15 protein-coding genes are annotated in these 20,429 nt (G+C 43.4%); 14 read left to right on the plus strand and 1 reads right to left on the minus strand.

The window, feature by feature from the left end; genetic code table 11:
• The first annotated feature begins 3 nt into the window (after positions 1-3).
• From WMO37_RS02625 to hemW, 11 genes are all read left to right on the plus strand, one after another.
• Entirely contained in the window at positions 4-630 is a 627-nt protein-coding gene (locus WMO37_RS02625; RefSeq protein WP_496111643.1) for a penicillin-binding transpeptidase domain-containing protein, read from the plus strand.
• Between the two features lie 48 nt (positions 631-678).
• Entirely contained in the window at positions 679-2,031 is a 1,353-nt protein-coding gene (gene murD / locus WMO37_RS02630; protein WP_022433444.1) for a UDP-N-acetylmuramoyl-L-alanine--D-glutamate ligase, read from the plus strand.
• Positions 2,032-2,065: 34 nt separating this feature from the next.
• Positions 2,066-3,217: an FtsW/RodA/SpoVE family cell cycle protein gene (locus WMO37_RS02635; protein ID WP_349154256.1), complete on the plus strand. Its 1,152-nt coding sequence runs from the start codon at positions 2,066-2,068 to the stop codon at positions 3,215-3,217.
• Positions 3,218-3,274: 57 nt separating this feature from the next.
• The gene (gene murA / locus WMO37_RS02640; protein ID WP_349154257.1) at positions 3,275-4,531 is read left to right on the plus strand and encodes a UDP-N-acetylglucosamine 1-carboxyvinyltransferase; all 1,257 of its coding nucleotides are present in this window, start codon (positions 3,275-3,277) and stop codon (positions 4,529-4,531) included.
• Positions 4,516-5,247 (plus strand): cell division protein FtsQ/DivIB, encoded by a 732-nt coding sequence (locus WMO37_RS02645; RefSeq protein WP_349154258.1) that lies wholly within the window; start codon positions 4,516-4,518, stop codon positions 5,245-5,247. Before murA ends, WMO37_RS02645 begins: the two co-directional genes overlap by 16 nt.
• Before the next feature lie 84 nt (positions 5,248-5,331).
• Positions 5,332-6,525: a cell division protein FtsZ gene (ftsZ, locus tag WMO37_RS02650; RefSeq protein WP_022433440.1), complete on the plus strand. Its 1,194-nt coding sequence runs from the start codon at positions 5,332-5,334 to the stop codon at positions 6,523-6,525.
• A gap of 123 nt (positions 6,526-6,648) precedes the next feature.
• Positions 6,649-7,491 (plus strand): sigma-E processing peptidase SpoIIGA, encoded by an 843-nt coding sequence (locus tag WMO37_RS02655; protein ID WP_227089218.1) that lies wholly within the window; start codon positions 6,649-6,651, stop codon positions 7,489-7,491.
• A gap of 27 nt (positions 7,492-7,518) precedes the next feature.
• A complete protein-coding gene (gene sigE / locus WMO37_RS02660) occupies positions 7,519-8,259 on the plus strand; it encodes an RNA polymerase sporulation sigma factor SigE (protein ID WP_022433438.1) in 741 nt (246 codons plus the stop codon).
• A 163-nt stretch (positions 8,260-8,422) separates the two neighbouring features.
• Positions 8,423-9,166, plus strand: a complete 744-nt coding sequence (locus tag WMO37_RS02665) for an N-acetylmuramoyl-L-alanine amidase family protein (RefSeq protein ID WP_349154259.1) — start codon at positions 8,423-8,425, stop codon at positions 9,164-9,166.
• Between the two features lie 20 nt (positions 9,167-9,186).
• Positions 9,187-11,001 (plus strand): translation elongation factor 4, encoded by a 1,815-nt coding sequence (lepA, locus tag WMO37_RS02670; protein WP_022433436.1) that lies wholly within the window; start codon positions 9,187-9,189, stop codon positions 10,999-11,001.
• 11 nt (positions 11,002-11,012) lie between these two features.
• Positions 11,013-12,209 carry a radical SAM family heme chaperone HemW gene (gene hemW, locus WMO37_RS02675; protein ID WP_022433435.1) on the plus strand — a complete coding sequence of 399 codons (1,197 nt, stop codon included), beginning with the start codon at positions 11,013-11,015 and terminating at the stop codon, positions 12,207-12,209.
• On the opposite strand, the gene WMO37_RS02680 is transcribed toward hemW, so the two are convergent.
• Positions 12,189-12,959 (minus strand): AraC family transcriptional regulator, encoded by a 771-nt coding sequence (locus WMO37_RS02680; protein WP_349154260.1) that lies wholly within the window; start codon positions 12,957-12,959, stop codon positions 12,189-12,191. The two genes, hemW and WMO37_RS02680, sit on opposite strands and share 21 nt — an antisense overlap.
• Before the next feature lie 430 nt (positions 12,960-13,389).
• Here WMO37_RS02680 and WMO37_RS02685 point away from each other — a divergent pair, with 430 nt between their 5' ends.
• The 3 genes from WMO37_RS02685 to nifJ all read left to right on the plus strand — a co-directional run bounded on the left by WMO37_RS02685 (position 13,390) and on the right by nifJ (position 20,318).
• The gene (locus WMO37_RS02685) at positions 13,390-15,132 is read left to right on the plus strand and encodes an ammonium transporter (RefSeq protein ID WP_349154261.1); all 1,743 of its coding nucleotides are present in this window, start codon (positions 13,390-13,392) and stop codon (positions 15,130-15,132) included.
• Between the two features lie 220 nt (positions 15,133-15,352).
• A complete protein-coding gene (locus tag WMO37_RS02690; protein WP_349154262.1) occupies positions 15,353-16,567 on the plus strand; it encodes an FprA family A-type flavoprotein in 1,215 nt (404 codons plus the stop codon).
• 184 nt (positions 16,568-16,751) lie between these two features.
• On the plus strand, positions 16,752-20,318 hold the full coding sequence (gene nifJ, locus WMO37_RS02695; protein ID WP_022433431.1) for a pyruvate:ferredoxin (flavodoxin) oxidoreductase: 3,567 nt from the start codon (positions 16,752-16,754) through the stop codon (positions 20,316-20,318).
• The last annotated feature ends 111 nt before the right edge of the window (positions 20,319-20,429 follow it).

The raw sequence follows: 20,429 nt of genomic DNA on the forward strand, positions 1-20,429 counted from the left end.
TTTATTGAGTGGGGACGGCGGGTTGGTAATGAACGGTTTTATGAGTATTTAAGCAAGCTGGGTATTCTGGGAAAGACTGGAATTGATCTGCCGGGCGAAGCTTCGACAATTATCCATAAAATTGAAAATGTGGGAGAAGTAGAGCTGGCAACAATGTCTTTCGGGCAGTCGTTTCAGATTACACCTGTTATCATGCTGCGTGCGGCGGCGGCAATTGTCAACGGCGGCAAACTGGTGACACCACATTTTGCGGTAAAGGCGGCGGGCGCAGACGGAGAAACCGTACAGGAATTCTGTTATGAAACCGTAACCGATGCCATTACAGAGGAAACGAGCAATACCATGAAAGACATTTTACGTCAGGTTGTTGAGGACGGCGGCGGAAAAAATGCGTACATTGAAGGCTTTTCCATTGGCGGGAAAACGGCAACCTCCCAAAAACTGCCGCGTGGTTCGGGAAAATACATCGCTTCCTTTGTCGGTTTTTCAAGTGTTGACAATCCGCGGGTGATTGCCATGTGCCTGATTGATGAACCGCAGGGCGTATATTACGGTGGTACAATCGCAGCACCCGTGATTCGGGAACTTTTTGAAAATATCCTTCCATACCTTGAAATATACCCGAATTGATAGTAAAATAAAATTTAATTGCAAAATGCAGGGAAAAAGGAGAAAAAGATGGAATTTTCGGGTAAAAAAGTGACAGTAGTAGGAACCGGAATCAGTGGAATCGGCGCAGTGGGACTGCTGAATGCAGTCGGTGCAGAAGTTGTGCTGTATGACGGAAACGAAAAGTTAAAGATAGAGGATATTGAAAAAAAATTAGGTACATACAAAGCAGAGATTGTTCTGGGAGAGCTGACAAAAGAATTAACGGACAGTTCGGATTTACTGGTTATCAGTCCGGGTGTGCCGATTGACAGCCCGGTTGTAAAAGCATTTGAAGCGGCAGGCGTGCCGGTATGGGGCGAAGTAGAGCTGGCTTATGCATTCGATAAAGGAAAAGTCCTTGCAATCACCGGAACAAATGGGAAGACAACGACAACAGCCCTTGTAGGACAGATTGTAGGAGCATATCATAAGGATACTTTCGTAGTCGGTAATATCGGCAATCCCTATACAACAGAGGTTTTAAAAAGTAACAAAGATTCTTATACCGTGGCGGAAATCAGCAGCTTCCAGCTGGAAACCGTGCATGAATTCCACCCGCTTGTGAGTGCCATTTTAAATATTACGCCGGATCATTTAAACCGCCATTATACGATGGACTGCTATGTGCAGACAAAGGAAAAGATTGCGATGAACCAGAAGGGGTCAGAGGTGTGTGTACTGAATTTTGACGATGATTACCTGCGGGAGTTCGGGGAGCATACAACAGCAAAGGTTGTGTGGTTTTCAAGATTTACAAAGCCGGACAGAGGCGCTTATATGGAAGGCGATATGATCTGCTATACAGACGGCATCCGGTCGCAGGAACTGCTGAACGTCCACGACATGAATCTGATTGGCGCACACAATTATGAAAATGTCATGGCGGCAGTCTGCATTACAAAGGCAGCCGGTATCCCGGATGAAATTATTGTAGAACAGATTAAGCAGTTTAAGGCAGTGGAACACCGGATTGAATTTGTAACAGAAAAAAACGGCGTGCGCTATTACAATGATTCCAAGGGAACCAACCCGGAGGCGGCAGTCAAGGCGATTGAAGCGATGACAAGACCGACGGTTTTAATCGGCGGCGGATATGATAAAGGCTCAGAATTTGATTTATATGTCAAAGCATTTAAAGACCGTGTCAAGCTTCTGGTATTAATCGGACAGACCAGTGACAAAATTGAAGCAACGGCTAAAAAGTACGGCTTTACCAATATCATTAAGGCAGAGTCCTTAAAAGAAGTTGTGGATATCTGTGCGGAAAATGCCAAAGACGGCGATGCCGTACTGCTTTCACCGGCATGTGCAAGCTGGGGAATGTTTGATAACTATGAACAGCGCGGCAGACTGTTTAAAGAATATGTAAATGCCCTTTAAAGGTTCAAAAAACAGCCCGGAAAGGGGGAGTGATATGGCAAGAAAGGTAAAAAAGATGTCCAATAAAAGGTATTTTGATTATAGCCTTTTATTTGTCATTATATTTATTGTTGGATTCGGACTGGTGATGATTTACAGTACCAGTTCTTACACGGCACAGATGGAATACGGCAGTTCGGAGTACTATTTTAAAAAACAGCTGATTTTTGATGTGCTGGGCTTTATTATGATGTATATTATGTACCGGTTAGACTACCATGTTTTAAGGAAAATCGCACCGGCGTTTTTTGCACTGTCGCTGTTATTGATTCTGGCGCTGATTCCGTTTGGTAAAACTGCCAACGGTGCAACGCGCTGGATCCGTTTCGGTCCGATTGGCGTGCAGCCTGCGGATGTGTCAAAGACGGCCGTGATTATTATGCTGTCTGCGGCAGTATGTGCGGCAGGGTCAAAGATTAAAAGCCTGTTGTATAATTTCTTTTTATTTGTACTGATTGCAGGACTTGAAGCAATCCTGATTATGGTGATTTCCAGCAATATGAGTAGTGCGTTGATTATTCTGGCAATCGCTTTCGTCATGATTTTTGTGGCGTATCCGAAATACAAATTTTTCGTGGTACTCGCAGGACTTGGCGCGGGCGGTGTGGCAGCGTTATATAACTGGCTGCTCGGCATTGCGCATCAGGGCATGACAGAAAACTTCCGTATGAATCGTCTGCTTATGTGGATTCAGCCGGAAAATTACTCCAGTGGAATCGGCTACCAGACCGTGCAGGGACTTTATGCAATCGGTTCGGGCGGACTGTTTGGAAAGGGACTCGGAAAGAGTCTGCAAAAGCTGGGTTTTATCCCGGAATCACAAAACGATATGATATTTTCCATTATCTGTGAAGAACTCGGACTGTTCGGGGCAATGTGCATTATTTTAGTATTTGCACTGATGCTGTGGCGGATTATCCACATTGCGCAGAATGCACCAGACTTATTCGGTACAATGCTGGCAGCAGGGGTATTTGCCCATGTAGCGGTACAGGTGGTATTAAATATTGCCGTTGTAACCAACTTTATCCCGAATACCGGTGTTTCACTGCCGTTTATCAGCTACGGCGGTACGGCAAGTTTCTTCTTGCTGCTGGAAATGGGGATTGTCTTAAATATTTCAAGTAAAATACGGTTAGAAAGATAGCAACCTCCCGGAGTCTGGCGAATATAATAAAATATAGCTTCTCCGGGGGTTTTTATTTTGGGAAAAATCGTAATAAATGGCGGAAAACGGCTGTTTGGCAGTGTATGTATCCACGGTGCGAAAAATGCAGTGCTTCCGGTGATGGCAGCATCCCTGATGAATGAGGGCGTTACGGTAATACGGGGCTGTCCCGATATTGCCGATGTACGTGCAATGTGTGGGATTTTAAACCATCTGCACTGTAAGACGGATTTCAAAAAAGGGTGCCTTGTCATTGATACAAGCATGGCAGAGTACGAGGAAATTAAAGCAGAGGATACAAAGCAGCTCAGGGCATCTTCCGTGTTAATGGGACCGGTGCTGGCGCGTTTCGGGAAAGTAAGGCTTGCTTATCCGGGCGGGTGCAGCATCGGAAGCCGTCCGTTAGACATTCATCTGCATGCCCTCAAATGCCTTGGGGCATCATGGAGCGTGTCAGAAGATTTTATTGAAATGGAAACAACGGGACTTCACCCGTCAGAAATCACCCTGCGCTTTCCAAGTGTGGGTGCAACAGAGAATGCCCTGATGGCAGCAGCGGCACAGTGTGGAACGACTGTGCTTTACAATGCGGCAAAGGAACCGGAAATTGAAAGCCTGTGCGCCTATCTTGAAAAGTGTGGTGCAGTGATTACCGGTGCAGGGACAGAGTGCATCCGGGTACGTGGAAAAGGCGTTTTACAGTCCGCAGAATTTTTTGCAAAGCCGGATCGTATTGTCGCCGGAACCTATATGGCGGCGGTAGCTGCCTGTGGTGGCAGTGTTTACTTACAGGGTGTGACACCGTCACTGTGCCGCGGATTTTTAGATGTATTTACCGGAATGGGCATGGATATCCGTATGGAGGGAGAAGCCATGCTGGTGCAGATGTATCACCGTCCGGTGAATCTTCATAAGATATGTACCGGTGCTTACCCGGATTTTCCGACGGATATGCAGTCCATGGTACTTTCTGTGGCAAGTGTGGGCGAGGGCACTTTGATTTTAAAAGAACAGATTTTTGAAAACCGTTTTAAGACTGTGCCATGGCTCAAAAAAATGGGTGCGGATATTACACTGTCCGGGGACAGCGTGCTTGTAAAAGGCGTAGAAACGCTGAAGGGAAGCGAAGTATACGGAGAAGATTTAAGAGGAACGGCGGCACTTATCACAGCTGGACTGGCAGCACAGGAAACAACGGTTATTCATGATGCAGACTATATTTTGCGCGGGTATATGGATTTATGTGAAAATTTAAAAGGACTTGGAGCAGAGATTGAATGGGAAAACAGTTAGGCAGAAAAAACAATAAAGGAAAATTAAAATGGATACTGGCGGGGATTGTCATTGCGCTGCTGCTGGCAGGAGGCGGCATTTATGCGGGTTTTATGGTAACGGATATTACTTATACCGGCAATAAGCATTATACGCAGCAGCAGATGACTGAGTGCATTTTTGGAACAGAACATCCCAATGCGCTGATTTATACGCTGTTTGGCAAAAAGAATAAAAATATTCCGTTTATACAGAAATATGATGTGGAAGTGACATGGCCCAATAAAATGAACGTTGCAGTTTATGAAAAAGCGATTGTCGGTTATATCAGCTACATGGGCTGTAATATGTATTTTGATAAAGACGGGATTGTGGTGGAGAGTTCTTCGGAAAATTATGAAGATGTACCGCAGATTACGGGACTGGATTTTAAGTCGATTGTACTGGATGCCAAACTCGAGGTCGGTAACGATGCGGTCTTTTCACAGATTCTGGAACTGACACAGGCATTTGATAAATACCAGCTGGGCGTAAAAAAGGTGTATTTTGATTCTTCGTATAATGTCAGTCTTTATATGGGGAATGTAAAGGTTATGCTTGGCAGTGCCGCAGACTGCAATGATAAGCTGTATGCATTAAAACAGGTGTCAGAAAAGCTTACCGGAATGAAAGGAACGCTTCATCTTGAAAATTATGACGGAACAACTGCTTCTATTATTTTTAAGAAAGAAAATTAGAAAAAGCTATTGCTATTTTGCAACAAAAATTATAGAATAAGTCATAGTGCAGAAATGCGAAAGTATGTTAGGAGGCAGGTACCCTTGTTAGAGATTATGACAAACGAAGCAGATTCGGCAGCGAAGATTATCGTTGTCGGTGTTGGCGGCGCCGGTAATAATGCGGTCAACAGAATGATAGATGAAAATATCAGTGGTGTAGAATTTATTGGAATTAATACAGATAGTCAGGCATTGCAGTTATGCAAAGCGCCGACAGCCATTCAGATCGGTGAAAAGCTGACAAAGGGACTGGGTGCAGGTGCCCAGCCTGAGATTGGTGAAAAGGCAGCAGAGGAAAATGTAGAAGAACTGACACAGGCCATTAAAGGTGCCGATATGGTATTTGTTACCTGTGGTATGGGCGGCGGAACAGGAACCGGTGCAGCTCCGGTTGTTGCAAAGATTTCCAAGGAACTGGGAATCCTTACGGTCGGTGTTGTTACAAAGCCGTTTAAGTTTGAAGCCAGAACGCGTATGACCAATGCGCTGTCAGGAATTGAAAAATTAAAAGATAATGTAGATACACTGATTGTCATTCCGAATGACAAGCTTCTTGAAATCGTAGACAGAAGAACAACGATGCCGGATGCTTTAAAGAAAGCAGATGAAGTATTACAGCAGGCAGTGCAGGGTATTACGGATCTGATTAATGTACCGGGTCTTATCAATCTGGATTTTGCCGATGTCAAGACCGTTATGATTAACAAGGGTGTTGCCCATATCGGTATTGGTACGGCAACAGGTGATGACAAGGCAGTGGAAGCTGTAAAGCAGGCAGTTACAAGTCCGCTTCTTGAAACAACCATCGAAGGTGCTTCACACGTTATTATCAATATTTCAGGCGATATCAGCTTGATTGAAGCCAATGAAGCTGCAAGCTATGTTCAGGAACTCGCAGGTGAGAATGCCAATATTATTTTTGGTGCAATGTATGATGAAAGCTGTACGGATACGGCAACAATCACCGTTATTGCAACAGGTCTGGAAGATACGAATGTAAACAATGCGCTGGCAGGCTTCGGCGCAAAGGCAGCACAGGCTCCAAGACCGGCAGTAAAACCGGCTTATACATATTCAGGTGCACCGGCTGCGTCAGTGGACAAGCCTGCATCTGCGGTTAAACCGGCAGCACCGGTTGCTCCGCTTCCGGGCTTAAAGCCTGCGGCACCGGTAACAAGCAGTGTAAAGGAAAAGGGTATTAATATCCCGACATTTTTACAGAAAAAAGACCGATAATAAAATTTGGTGAATCAGAGAGATACTTTCATGAAAATTGAAGGTATCTCTTATTTTTTTGAAATATTTTCCTTTTAACGCAAAAACGACAAAATTCGCAGGGCGAACAATCTATAATACGTTTTGGGAGGTGATAATTCAATCGTTATTTATCTGGATGTATTCTTCTGTATCAACTTTATAATGGATTTCATTGTGATTGCTGTAGTAAACAGCCTGTGCAGATATGCTGCCACATATCTGCGGATGATACTTTCCGCCACTTTTGGAGCAATGGGAGCCGTTATTGTATGTCTGGTACCGCAGGAATACAAATTCGCCGCAAATATAGTGACCTATATTTGTATTGGCATGGGTATGGTAAGAATCTGTGCAGGGAATGTTGCATTCGCGGAACTGATAAAAGGATTTTTTGCGCTGTATGCTGCTGCATTTATGCTGGGGGGTGTAATGCACGTTTTGTACTATTATACATATGCAGGATATATTATCAGACAGGTAATTGTGCGTGACAGGGAACTGATGGTATTTCTCGGAGTATCCTTTGGCTTTTTGCTGCTTTTATACAGGCAGCTGGTAAGAATTAAAGTGTATTCCGACAAACTGTGTCGTGTATGTTGTGTTTTAAGGGGGAGAAAGATTTATATAAAAGGGTTTGTGGATACGGGAAATGTTTTACAGGATCCGCTGTTTCACAGACCGGTGTGTATCGCGCAGAAAGACAGCTTTTTGGAAGTTCTTCATGAAATAAATGATTGCACGAAAGTAAAGTATCATGTAATTCCGTTCCGGTCACTGGGGTGTGACAGCGGAATGCTTGAGGTAATTACGGCAGATACCATGTACATATGCTACGGCAAAAAAGAAATACAGGTGGAAGATGCGCTGATTGGATTGACGGCGCAGACACTTTCATCAGACGGAGAATATGAATTTCTTGTGAATGCACAGCTTTTAAAGGGGTAAAACAGGAAAGTAAATGAGGAGGTTTTTATGGTAATCAAAGTATCTGTTCCGGATCGTTTTCAGTTTAAAATGGTTCCGACATTTAAAAACATGATGATGTTAAAGCAGGGAGACGTACATTATATCGGGGGAAGTGATGTGCTGCCTGCGCCGCTGGGAGCAGAAGAAGAAGCAAGGGCAATTGCGGGACTGGGAACGGGGAATGACCAGTTTGCAAAGTCACAGCTGATTGAACACAATTTAAGACTGGTGGTATACATTGCGAAAAAATTTGATAATACGGGTGTAGGCGTGGAGGATTTAATTTCGATTGGAACAATCGGATTGATTAAGGCAATCAACTCTTACAATCCTGAAAAAAATATCAAACTGGCAACATATGCTTCACGGTGCATTGAAAATGAAATTCTGATGTATCTGCGCAGAAACAGCAAGACCAAGGCGGAAGTATCCATTGACGAACCGCTCAACGTAGACTGGGACGGCAATGAACTGCTGTTATCGGATATTTTAGGTACGGAAGAAGACATTATTTACCGTGATTTAGAAGAAGAAGTGGAAAAAAGCATGTTAAATAAAGCAATCGGTAAATTATCCGAGAGGGAGCGGATTATTGTCGATTTGCGGTATGGACTCAGTTCCATGGACGGGGAGGAAAAGACACAGAAAGAGGTCGCTGACCTTTTGGGAATTTCGCAGTCTTACATTTCCCGGCTTGAGAAAAAAATAATGAAAAGACTGAAGAAAGAACTGGTAAAAAATTCGTAAATAAATATAGAGAGCCTGTCATGCAGAATGATTTTTTAAAATCAGAAGGTTATGGCAGGCTTTTTATCCATGTGCATTCTGAAGATAATGAAACTATCAGAAAGTGATTGACTTTTGCCGTAAATCCATGGAAAATAAAAACAGAGGAAAAAGGGGTATTGGGATGAAAAAAATAAAAAAAAGAAAAAGGTACAGGCTGAAAAGACCGGCTGTAGTGGTGTCCGGTGTGATTTGTGCAGTCTGTGCAGTGGCTTTTGCCGGAAAAGCGGTCAGCGGTGTGGCTGAACAAAAAAAGCAGGCACAGGCGGCATATTATGAAGCGTATTACGAGGAAGAAGCCGATGACCGTCCGCTAGTGTGTATTGATGCCGGCCACGGCGGCAGTGACTGTGGAGCAGATTATGCAGGCGCTTATGAAAAAGATGAAACACTGCTTATTGCCAGACTGGTAAAAAGACATTTAGAGAGTGTGGGTGTGAAAGTTTTGATGACAAGAGATGCTGATACCTATCTGGGACTTGATGAAAGGGTCGAAATATGTAATAATGCTTCGTGTGATGTTTTAGTATCTATCCATAGAAATCTTTATGAGGATGATCCATCCATAAACGGAGTTGAAACGTGGATTCATCATGATATGCCGGAAGATGATGTATTTCTGGCAGAGACGATTACAACGCGTTTAGATGCCATAGCAGGTATTAAAAGCCGCGGTGTCAAGGGCGGTTCGATGACGGATTCAGAGGAAGATTACAGGCTCAACCGCAACACCCGCTGTGTAAGCTGCCTTGTGGAACTGGGCTTTATGTCCAATGCAAATGACAACCGGCTGATTACCGAGAAGTCGGAAGAAACGGCGTCTGCGATTTCAGACGGGATTATGGAGTATTTAAACAGCCGGAAATAAAATGATAAGTGAGAGTAAAAATGGCGAAAATCAATCAGAAAAATATTAGAAATTTTTGTATTATAGCACATATTGACCATGGTAAGTCAACACTGGCAGACCGTATTATCGAAAAGACGGGACTGCTCACCAGCAGGGAAATGCAGGAGCAGGTACTCGATAACATGGATTTGGAAAGAGAACGCGGTATTACGATTAAAGCGCAGACCGTGCGTATTGTATACAAGGCAAATGATGGGGAAGAATACATTTTCAACCTTATTGACACACCGGGACATGTGGATTTTAACTACGAGGTGTCCAGAGCGCTTGCTGCCTGTGACGGAGCGATTCTTGTCGTAGATGCGGCACAGGGGATTGAGGCGCAGACCCTTGCAAATGTCTATCTGGCATTAGATCACGATTTGGACGTTTTTCCGGTTATTAATAAAATTGACCTGCCGAGTGCAGAGCCGCAGCGTGTTATTGATGAAATTGAAGACGTTATCGGTATTGAAGCACAGGATGCACCGCTGATTTCAGCGAAAAACGGTATTAATATTGAAGAAGTGTTAGAGCAGATTGTTACAAAGATTCCGGCGCCGACAGGCGATGAAAATGCGCCGTTACAGGCATTGATTTTTGACTCTTTGTATGATTCTTATAAGGGTGTTATTATTTTCTGCCGGATTAAAGAAGGAAAGGTAAAGCGTGGAACAAAAATCCGCATGATGGCGACAGGCGCTGTGGAAGAAGTCGTAGAGGTCGGTTATTTCGGTGCGGGTCAGTTTATTCCATGTGAAGAACTCTCCGCCGGTATGGTAGGCTATATTACGGCAAGCATTAAAAATGTTAAGGATACCCGTGTCGGTGATACGGTAACGGACAATGACAATCCGTGTGCTGAGCCGCTTCCTGGGTATAAAAAGGTCAATCCAATGGTGTACTGCGGACTGTATCCGGCAGATGGCGCCAAGTATCAGGATTTAAGAGAGGCACTTGAAAAATTGCAGTTAAATGATGCGTCCTTACAGTTTGAGCCGGAAACCTCGATTGCACTGGGATTCGGGTTCCGCTGTGGATTTTTAGGATTACTGCATTTAGAGATTATTCAGGAACGTCTGGAGCGTGAATACAATCTGGATTTAGTAACAACGGCGCCGGGTGTTATCTATAAGGTGCATAAGACAAACGGAGAGGTTATTGATTTGACGAATCCGTCCAATATGCCGGATCCGTCTGAAATTGAATATATGGAAGAACCGATGGTTTCTGCGGAAATCATGGTAACGACAGAATTTGTCGGACCGATTATGAAACTGTGTCAGGAGCGCCGCGGCATTTACAACGGCATGGAATACATTGAGCAGACCAGAGCCTTGTTAAAGTATGATCTGCCGTTAAATGAAATTATTTATGATTTCTTTGATGCCTTAAAGTCCCGTTCCAGAGGATATGCTTCCTTTGATTACGAGATGAAAGGCTATGAGCGTTCTTCTCTTGTGAAGCTGGATATCCTGATTAACAAAGAAGAAGTCGATGCGCTTTCATTTATCGTCTTTTCCGGCAATGCCGAAGAACGTGGTAGAAAGATGTGCGAAAAGTTAAAGCAGGAAATTCCGAGACAGCTCTTTGAAATTCCGATTCAGGCGGCTATCGGAAGCCGTGTTATCGCAAGAGAAACCGTAAAGGCAATGAGAAAAGATGTCCTTGCAAAATGTTATGGCGGTGATATTTCACGTAAGAAGAAGCTGCTTGAAAAGCAGAAGGAAGGAAAGAAACGTATGCGTCAGGTCGGAAACGTAGAGATTCCGCAGAAGGCATTTATGAGCGTTTTGAAATTAGACGAGGAATAGAAGATAACTGCATGAAAAAGACAGACAGTAACGAAAAAAGGGGCGGCATTTATATCCATATTCCGTTCTGTGTGCGCAAGTGTGCGTACTGCGATTTTTTGTCTGCACCGGCAGATGAAAAAACACAGGCGGAATATGTAAAGGCTTTGCAGACGGAGATTTATCAGACGGCGAAGCTGCTTTCGGAAAATCCGTATACGGTGGATACCGTGTTTTTTGGCGGTGGAACGCCGAGTATCCTCGCACCGGGACATGTCAAAGCACTGGCAGATACCCTGCGGGAAAGCTTTCCGTTTGCGGAAAATGCGGAAATTACGATAGAATGTAATCCTGGCACGCTCGATGAAGAAAAAGCGGCAGTGTACAGACAGGCAGGCATAAACCGGATCAGTTTCGGGTTACAGTCCGCCAATAACCGTGAATTAAAAATGCTGGGACGGATTCATACCATGGAAGAATTTGTGAAAAGCTATGAAACGGCAAGGGCGGCGGGCTTTGACAATATCAATATTGATTTAATGTCGGCACTGCCTGGTCAGACATTTGAAAGTTTTCTGCACACGCTGGATACGGTTCTTGCATTAAAGCCGGAGCATATCAGCATGTACAGTCTGATACTGGAAGAAGGCACGGCACTTTACGAACATTTAGACCGGTATCCGGCACTGCCCGATGAAGATACAGAACGTCAGATGTACGATACGGCGTGTCTGCGGCTTGCGGATAACGGTTACCATCAGTATGAAATCTCTAATTTTGCAAAAGAAGGAAAGGCATGCCGCCATAATCTTTCCTACTGGGAACGCAAAAATTATCTCGGCTTCGGGACAGGCGCGGCATCACTGCTTTGCGAACAGCGCTACACCAATACGGACAGCCTTGCACTTTATATAGACACTATGGCGGAGCTGGAAGAAAAGAAAGAAGTCATAAGTAAGGCACTGGCGGCGGTACGCGCCGAACAGCATACACTTTCCGTACCGGAGCAGATGGAAGAAATGTTCTTTTTGGGACTGCGCAAAAACAGCGGCATTTCCGAGGCGGATTTTTTGGGAAAATTCGGAAAAACAGTAGATGATATTTATGCACAGGTGCTTGAAAAAAATCAGAAATTCGGTCTGCTGGTGCGTGAAAACGGCAGAATTTTTCTTACAAAGCGGGGCAGGGAAGTCAGCAACGTTGTAATGTCAGAATTTCTGCTGGATTAACCGGCGGCCGAACCGGCGCGGTGTTTCGCCCATAAATGTTTTGAATTCCCGCTGAAAATGTGCCTGGTCGGAATAGCCGATTTGCGTGATAAATTCGGAGTTATTGCGATGCGGGTCCTGAAAAATTTCATAAAGAGTATGGTGAAAGCGTAACAGCCGGCAAAAGGTTTTCGGGCTGTATCCGAAATATTCCGTAAAAATGCGGCTGATATGGCGACAGGAATAGCCGGTACGCGCAGCCAGTTCGCTGACGGTGATATCGCCGTCAGCTTTTTTGATGCTCTGATGGATGAGTGTGGCGGCGGGCGGGCAGGCTGGTGTTTTTCCGGTTTTGTTTAATGCGGAAAGAAAACGCTGTATCCGCTCGGAAAAAGAAACCGTACCTGAAAAGATATCAGAATCAGACATGGAAATGGTCTGGAGCAGGTCAGCCGGAAAAGGAAACGGATGTCCCGGAAGCCGGTAATACAGACTTTCATCAAACCGCACACCAAAGCAGTATGAAAATCCGGAGAGTTTTAGTATCAACGGTTCATCAGCGGTGCGGATACAAAAAATGCGGCAGCTGCCGTCAGGGCGCTGTCCGATAATCAATTCTGTATATGGTGATGCAACAAATTTTAAAGAAACATCGCCGCTGAATTCATAGCAGAATAAATCCGCCGGAGAAGAAAGCAGATGCTCGTTGGTAAGCAGGCTGTTTAAGGTTAAAAATACGTAAGGCTGAATGAGTGTGTATCCGGTGTGCATGTGAAAAACTCCAATCTGTAAAATTAATTTGTAAAAACGGATTTATAAAATTTGCTTTGCCGCCGTAGTGGGGAATCCTGTCCTGCAGTACGGAAAGCAAGTAAATATCCGCAAAAACTTAAAAATAGGTGGTGTATAAAAAAATAATAAAACAAAAATTAAAAAAATCAAGAGAAAATGTCCGATTTTTTCAATAATTATAAAATAAAGGCGGTATAATAAGCAACATAAATTGAACAGCGATGCACAAAGGCGTGTAACAGATTAGAAATAATCGGTTACACGTCTTTTTTTCGTATATGGGTAAAATTTCAAAAAACAGAAATTTTCGGTACGGAAAAAGGATTGCAGCTTCAATAATCCGGACAGGCTCGGATCCACCTGACCAGAAGACATGACAAAGAAGATGGAATTAAGGGAGGAAATGGTTATGGACTTTTCAGCAGTTAATACAGTATGGGTGCTGGTAGGCGCCGCACTGGTATTCTTTATGCAGGCAGGTTTCTGCATACTTGAATCCGGTCTTACAAGAGCAAAAAATGCCGGTAACATTATTATGAAGAACTTAATGGACTTTTGTATCGGTACTCCGATTTTCTGGATTATCGGTTTTGGTATTATGTTTGGATCATCCAGCGCAATATTTGGTGGAATTGATTTATTTACACGAGGTGATTACTCAGCAGTAACACCGGACGGTGTTCCATTTTACGCATTCTTCATTTTCCAGACAGTGTTCTGTGCAACAGCAGCAACAATCGTATCCGGAGCAATGGCAGAAAGAACAGATTTCAAAGCATACTGCATTTACAGTGCAATTATTTCACTGATTGTTTATCCGGTATCCGGTCACTGGATATGGGGCGGCGGCTGGTTATCAGAATTAGGCTTCCACGATTTCGCAGGTTCCTGTGCAGTACATATGGTAGGCGGTATGGCAGCTCTGATTGGTGCCGCAGTATTAGGACCTCGTATCGGTAAGTACGATAAGAACGGAAAGCCAAGAGCAATTCTTGGACACAATCTGACAATGGCAGCACTTGGTGTGTTTATCCTGTGGTTCTGCTGGTTTGGATTTAACGGTGGTTCAACCGTAGCAATGGAAGGTTTGACAAATGCAGCCGATGGTTCAGAAATGACAATGGGTGCGCTTGCAGGTTCAGTATTCTCTACAACAAATATGGCAGCAGCCGTAGCAACCGTAACAACAATGTTATTTACATGGATCCGTTATAAGAAGCCGGATGTATCCATGTCATTAAACGGTACATTAGCAGGTCTTGTTATCGTAACAGCAAGTACAGACTGTATTGATATGTACGGTGCAGCCATTGAAGGTATCATCGCAGGTATCGCAGTTGTATTGGTAATCGAATTTATTGATAAAGTATGTAAGGTTGATGACCCGGTTGGTGCAGTCGGTGTTCATTTTGCAAATGGTTTACTCGGAACGATCTGTGTCGGACTTTTCTCAACAGGTCAGAACGGTGTTGGAGCAGGTCTTTTCTACGGCGGCGGATTTAAGCAGCTCGGTATCCAGCTTTTAGGTGTTGTTACAGTCTGCGCATGGGTTGGCGTAACAATGATTATCGTATTTGAAGTATTAAAGCACACAATCGGTTTAAGAGTACCGGCAGATATTGAAATCAAGGGTCTGGATTACGCAGAACATGGTCTTGCAAGTGCTTACTCAGGATTTGAATTTGCAGCAAATGATTTAACAATCGCATCTGATGATGAAATCGAAGTTTTCGGTTCTGAAAAGATGGAAAATGCCGTACCGGCAGTTGTAAAGACTTCTCCTGAAAAGGAAAATAAGATTACAAAGGTTGAAATCCTTGCAAAGCAGTCTAAGTTTGAAAAGTTAAAGAAGGCAATGAACGACATCGGCGTAACAGGTATGACAGTGACACAGGTACTCGGCTGTGGTACACAGAAAGGCGCACCGGAATACTACAGAGGTGTTGAAGTTGATATGCAGCTTCTTCCTAAGATTCAGGTCGAAATGGTTGTTTCAAAAGTTCCTGTTGCAGATGTTATTGATGCAGCAAGGAAGGCACTCTACACCGGACATATCGGTGACGGTAAGATTTTCGTATACGATGTGGAAGATGTCGTAAAGGTTCGTACCGGAGAAACAGGCTACGATGCTTTACAGGGCGCAGATGACTAAGTTGTAAAACTACTATAATATAAAGAATAAATTGAGTGACACCGCAGAAGAGGATAAACTTTTCTGCGGTGTTTTTTGAATCAGATGACGGCTTCATGTATAAAATATCTGTAAAGTTTTTCTTTTAAATTTAATAAAAATAGGAAACGTTCTTGTTTTTAACACAAAAAAGATTTATAATGACAAAAAAAGTAAAAAAGCAAAAACAAGGAGGATTGGCATGGCAGTTTGGAAGATTTCAGAAGATGTTTTTTATGTAGGTGTAAACGATACGACATTGGATTTGTTTGAGAGCCAGTACCGGATACCGGACGGGGTGACATACAATTCCTATGTGATTAAGGACAGCAAAATTGCAGTAATGGATACGGTGGATAACCGGGCGACAGATGCGTGGTTTGATAATCTGGAAGAAGCATTTGGTGGAAAAGCGCCGGATTATCTGGTTGTTTCGCATTTAGAGCCGGACCATGCCGGAAATATCCGGAAATTTCTGGTAAAGTATCCGGAAACGGTTGTTGTGGCAAATGCAAAAACAGTAGCCATGCTGCCACAGTTTTTTGAACTGGATACGGAAGAACTTTCTATATTAGAAGTCAAGGAAGGCGATACGTTAAAGCTTGGCAGACATACGCTGCATTTTGTGATGGCACCAATGGTACACTGGCCGGAAGTCATGGTCGAATATGATGAAGCCGATAAGATTTTATTTTCAGCGGACGGATTTGGCAGATTCGGTGCATTGTCACAGAGCTGCACTTATGATGCCGCAGGAAAAGCACAGGACGTACTGGAGCATGAGTGGACAGGGGAAGCACGAAGGTATTTTATTAATATTGTCGGCAAGTACGGTGCTAATGTCCAGGGCCTTTTAAAGAAAGCAGCGGTACTTGATATTGAAAAAATTGCACCGCTGCACGGACCGGTGCTTACCGGTGGTCTGGAATACTTTTTGGATAAATACGCAAAATGGAGCAGTTATCAGCCGGAAGAAAAGGGCGTCGTGGTGGCATATTCATCAATTCACGGCAATACAAAATATGTGGCTGAACATTTTGCTTCTATATTGAAGGGGCAGGGTGAAGAAAATGTTGCTGTTTTTGACCTTGCAAGAGCAGATATGGCCCAAGCGGTTGCGGACAGCTTCCGTTATGATGCGCTGGTGCTTGCGGGCATTACGTATGATGGTGGATTAATGCCATGCATGGAGGATTTTTTGTATCATTTAAAAATGAAGAATTTCCAGAACCGCTATGCGGCAGTGATTGAAAATGGTTCGTGGGGTCCGGTATCCGGCAGGCTGATGAAGTCATATCTGGAGAATATGAAGAATATAACTATTTGTGAGGATATGGTAACAATCCGGTCAGTCATGAAAAAGGCAGATGGACAGGCATTGGAAAAACTGGCAGAAAAGGTTATAAAAAGAAGCTGATACAGTATATTGTATACACAAACGATAGTGAAAATAAACAAAAATTGTAAAGGCATTACAAAGAAATTATGTATTTTAATAGATAATTTAGAAGAATGCCTTTACATTTTGTCGAAGAAATACTAAAATATAGATAATCGGAATGATACAATTCCACAATATTTTTAAGGAGGATTACAAAGAAATGGCTAGAGCAAAACAATCTATGGATGGTAATACAGCTGCTGCACACGTTGCTTATGCGTTTACAGAAGTTGCAGGTATCTATCCTATCACACCTTCTAGTCCAATGGCAGATGTTGTTGACCAGTGGTCAGCAGCAGGACAGAAAAACATTTTTGGTAATACAGTAAAGGTGGTAGAAATGCAGTCAGAGGCAGGTGCCGCAGGTACAGTACACGGTTCACTTGCAGCAGGTGCATTAACAACAACATTTACTGCATCACAGGGTCTTCTTCTGATGATTCCAAATATGTACAAGATTGCCGGTGAACAGCTTCCTTGTGTATTTGATGTATCAGCACGTACAGTTGCTACACAGTCCCTGAATATCTTCGGTGACCATAGTGACGTTTACGCCTGTCGTCAGACTGGTTTCGCAATGCTTGCTGAAACAAACCCTCAGGAAGTTATGGATTTAAGCCCGGTTGCACACCTTGCAACAATCGAAGGCAAAGTTCCATTCATTAACTTCTTCGACGGTTTCCGTACATCTCATGAGATTCAGAAGATTGAAAAGTGGGACTATGAAGACTTAAAGGAAATGTGCAATATGGAAGCAGTAGAAGAATTCCGTGCACATGCCTTGAATCCGGAACATCCGGCTATGCGTGGTTCACATGAAAACGGTGATGTTTTCTTCCAGCATCGTGAAGCATGTAACTCAGCATATGATGCACTTCCAGCAGTTGTTGAGAAGTACATGAAGAAGATTAACGAAAAGTTAGGTACAGATTATGATTTATTCAACTACTATGGTGCACCGGATGCAGACAGAGTCATCATTGCAATGGGTTCTATCAACGATGTAGCTGAAGAAGTAATTGACTACTTAACAGCAAAGGGCGAAAAAGTAGGTCTTGTAAAAGTAAGACTGTATCGTCCATGGGTATCAGCTTCCCTCTTAAAGGTTCTTCCTAAGACTGCTAAGAAGATTGCGGTACTCGACAGAACAAAGGAACCTGGTTCATTAGGTGAACCTCTTTATCTTGATGTAGCAGCAACACTTCGTGAAGCCGGTATGAATGATGTTATCTTAACAGGCGGCCGTTACGGTCTTGGTTCTAAGGATACACCACCTTCATCAGTATTCGCTGTATACAAAGAACTTGAAAAAGATGCTCCAAAGGCAAGATTTACAATCGGTATCGTAGATGATGTAACAAACTTAAGCTTACCGGAAGTTAAGCCGGCTCCTATTACATCTGCTAAGGGTACTGTTGAATGTAAATTCTGGGGTCTTGGCGGTGATGGTACTGTAGGTGCGAATAAGAACTCTACAAAGATTATCGGTGACCATACAGATAAGTACATTCAGGCATATTTCCAGTATGACTCTAAGAAGACTGGCGGTATTACAATCAGCCACTTAAGATTTGGTGATAACCCAATCAGAAGTCCATACTATATCAATCAGGCTGACTTTGTTGCATGTCATAACCCATCTTACATCACAAAGGGATACAAGATGGTTCAGGATGTTAAGCCGGGCGGAATCTTTATGATTAACTGCCAGTGGTCAGACGAAGAACTCGCTGAACATCTGAATGCAGAAGCAAAGCAGTATATTGCGAAGAACAATATCCAGCTCTACACAATCAATGCAATTGACAAAGCAATTGAAATTGGTATGGGTAAGAGAACAAATACAATTTTACAGTCTGCATTCTTTAAGCTTGCAAACGTAATGCCTATCGATCAGGCAGTTGAATTCATGAAAGCAGCAGCTAAGAAGTCATACAGCAAGAAGGGTGACGCTGTTGTAGAAATGAACTACAAGGCAATTGATGCCGGTGTAGATGCTGTACATAAGGTAGAAGTACCTGCTGACTGGGCAAATGCAACAGAAGAAAAGAAGACAATCAACCGTACAGGTCGTCCGGCTACTGTAAAGATGGTCAACGAACTGTTAGATCCTATCGGATTAATGGATGGTGACAGCCTTCCTGTATCTGCATTTAAGGATATTGCTGATGGTCAGTTTGAAACAGGTGCATCTGCATACGAAAAGAGAGGAACAGCCGTTATGGTTCCTGAATGGGATCCTACAAGCTGTGTTCAGTGTAACAGCTGTGCATTCGTATGTTCTCATGCAACAATCCGTCCGTTTATTCTGGATGCAGGTGAAGTAAGTGCAGCACCTTCACAGATTAAGCTTGCTGATTCTAAGCATGCAGTAGCTGAAGGCATGAAGTTTACAATGTCTGTATCTCCATTAGACTGTATGGGATGCGGCGAATGTGTAACTGTATGTCCGGCAGCCGCTAAGGGCGCATTAAAGATGGTTCCACAGGAATCACAGGCAGAAGAACAGCCGGTATTTGACTACTTAGTAGCAAATGTTGGCAAGAAGGAGATTAAGCCTGTATTTACAGATGCTACTCCTATCGGCTCTCAGTACAACCAGCCACTCCTTGAGTTCTCAGGAAGCTGTGCAGGCTGTGCAGAAACATCTTACGCAAGATTAATTACACAGTTATTTGGTGAGCAGATGTACATTTCCAACGCTACAGGTTGTTCTTCAATCTGGGGTGGTCCGGCAGCTACATCACCATATACAGTAAATAAAGATTCCTTAAAGGGTCCGGCTTGGGCAAACTCACTGTTTGAAGATAATGCAGAACACGGTTTCGGTATGTATCTTGGACAGAAGACTTTAAGAGATCAGGCTATTGCTAAACTTGAAGAAATGGCAGCTTCTGAAAAGGCATCTGCTGAATTAAAGACAGCTGTAGCAAACTTCCTTGCATCTAAGGATGATACAAAGAAGAATGCAGCAGATGTTGCAGCACTGATTCCGGAAGTAGAAAAGGCAGCAAAAGAAGGTTGTCCTCTTGCATCGGAAGTTCTTGCAAAGAAAGATTACCTCGCTAAGAAGTCTGTATGGATCTTCGGTGGTGATGGTTGGGCTTACGATATCGGTTTCGGCGGTCTTGACCATGTACTTGCATCAGGTGAGAATGTAAACGTTATGGTATTCGATACAGAAATGTATTCTAATACAGGTGGACAGGCTTCAAAGGCTTCTAACATCGGTGAAGTCTGCCAGTTCGCAGCAGCAGGTAAGGAAATCAGCAAGAAGAGTCTTGCAGAAATCGCTATGAGCTATGGTTACGTATACGTAGCACAGATTGCTCTTGGTGCTAATCCTGCACAGGCTGTTAAGGCAATTGCTGAAGCTGAAAGCTACAACGGTCCTTCATTAATCATTGGTTACGCTCCTTGCGAACTTCACGGTATCGCTAAGGGTGGTATGAACCACTGCCAGGATGAAATGAAGAAGGCTGTTAAGGCCGGATACTGGAATCTGTTCTCATTCAACCCTGCATTAAAGGCTGAAGGAAAGAATCCATTCACATTAACTTCTAAGGAAGGTGATGGTTCATATCAGGAATTCTTAAATAACGAAGCTCGTTACACAAGACTGATTAAGCCATTCCCAGAAAGAGCTGAAAAACTCTTTGCTGAATCTGAAAAGACTGCAAATGCACGTTACCAGCACTTACTGAAGTTAGTAGAACTTTATAAGTAAAAAAGATTCGTCTTAACAGACAGAATCTAAAATAGAAGCACCCGGAGAGAGTCGGTAAAACGATTTTCTCCGGGTGCTTTTGATTTTAAAAATAAACCTATTTAAATGATA

It is taken from the genome of Lachnospira intestinalis (genome assembly GCF_040095895.1).
Classification (GTDB): domain Bacteria; phylum Bacillota; class Clostridia; order Lachnospirales; family Lachnospiraceae; genus Lachnospira; species Lachnospira intestinalis.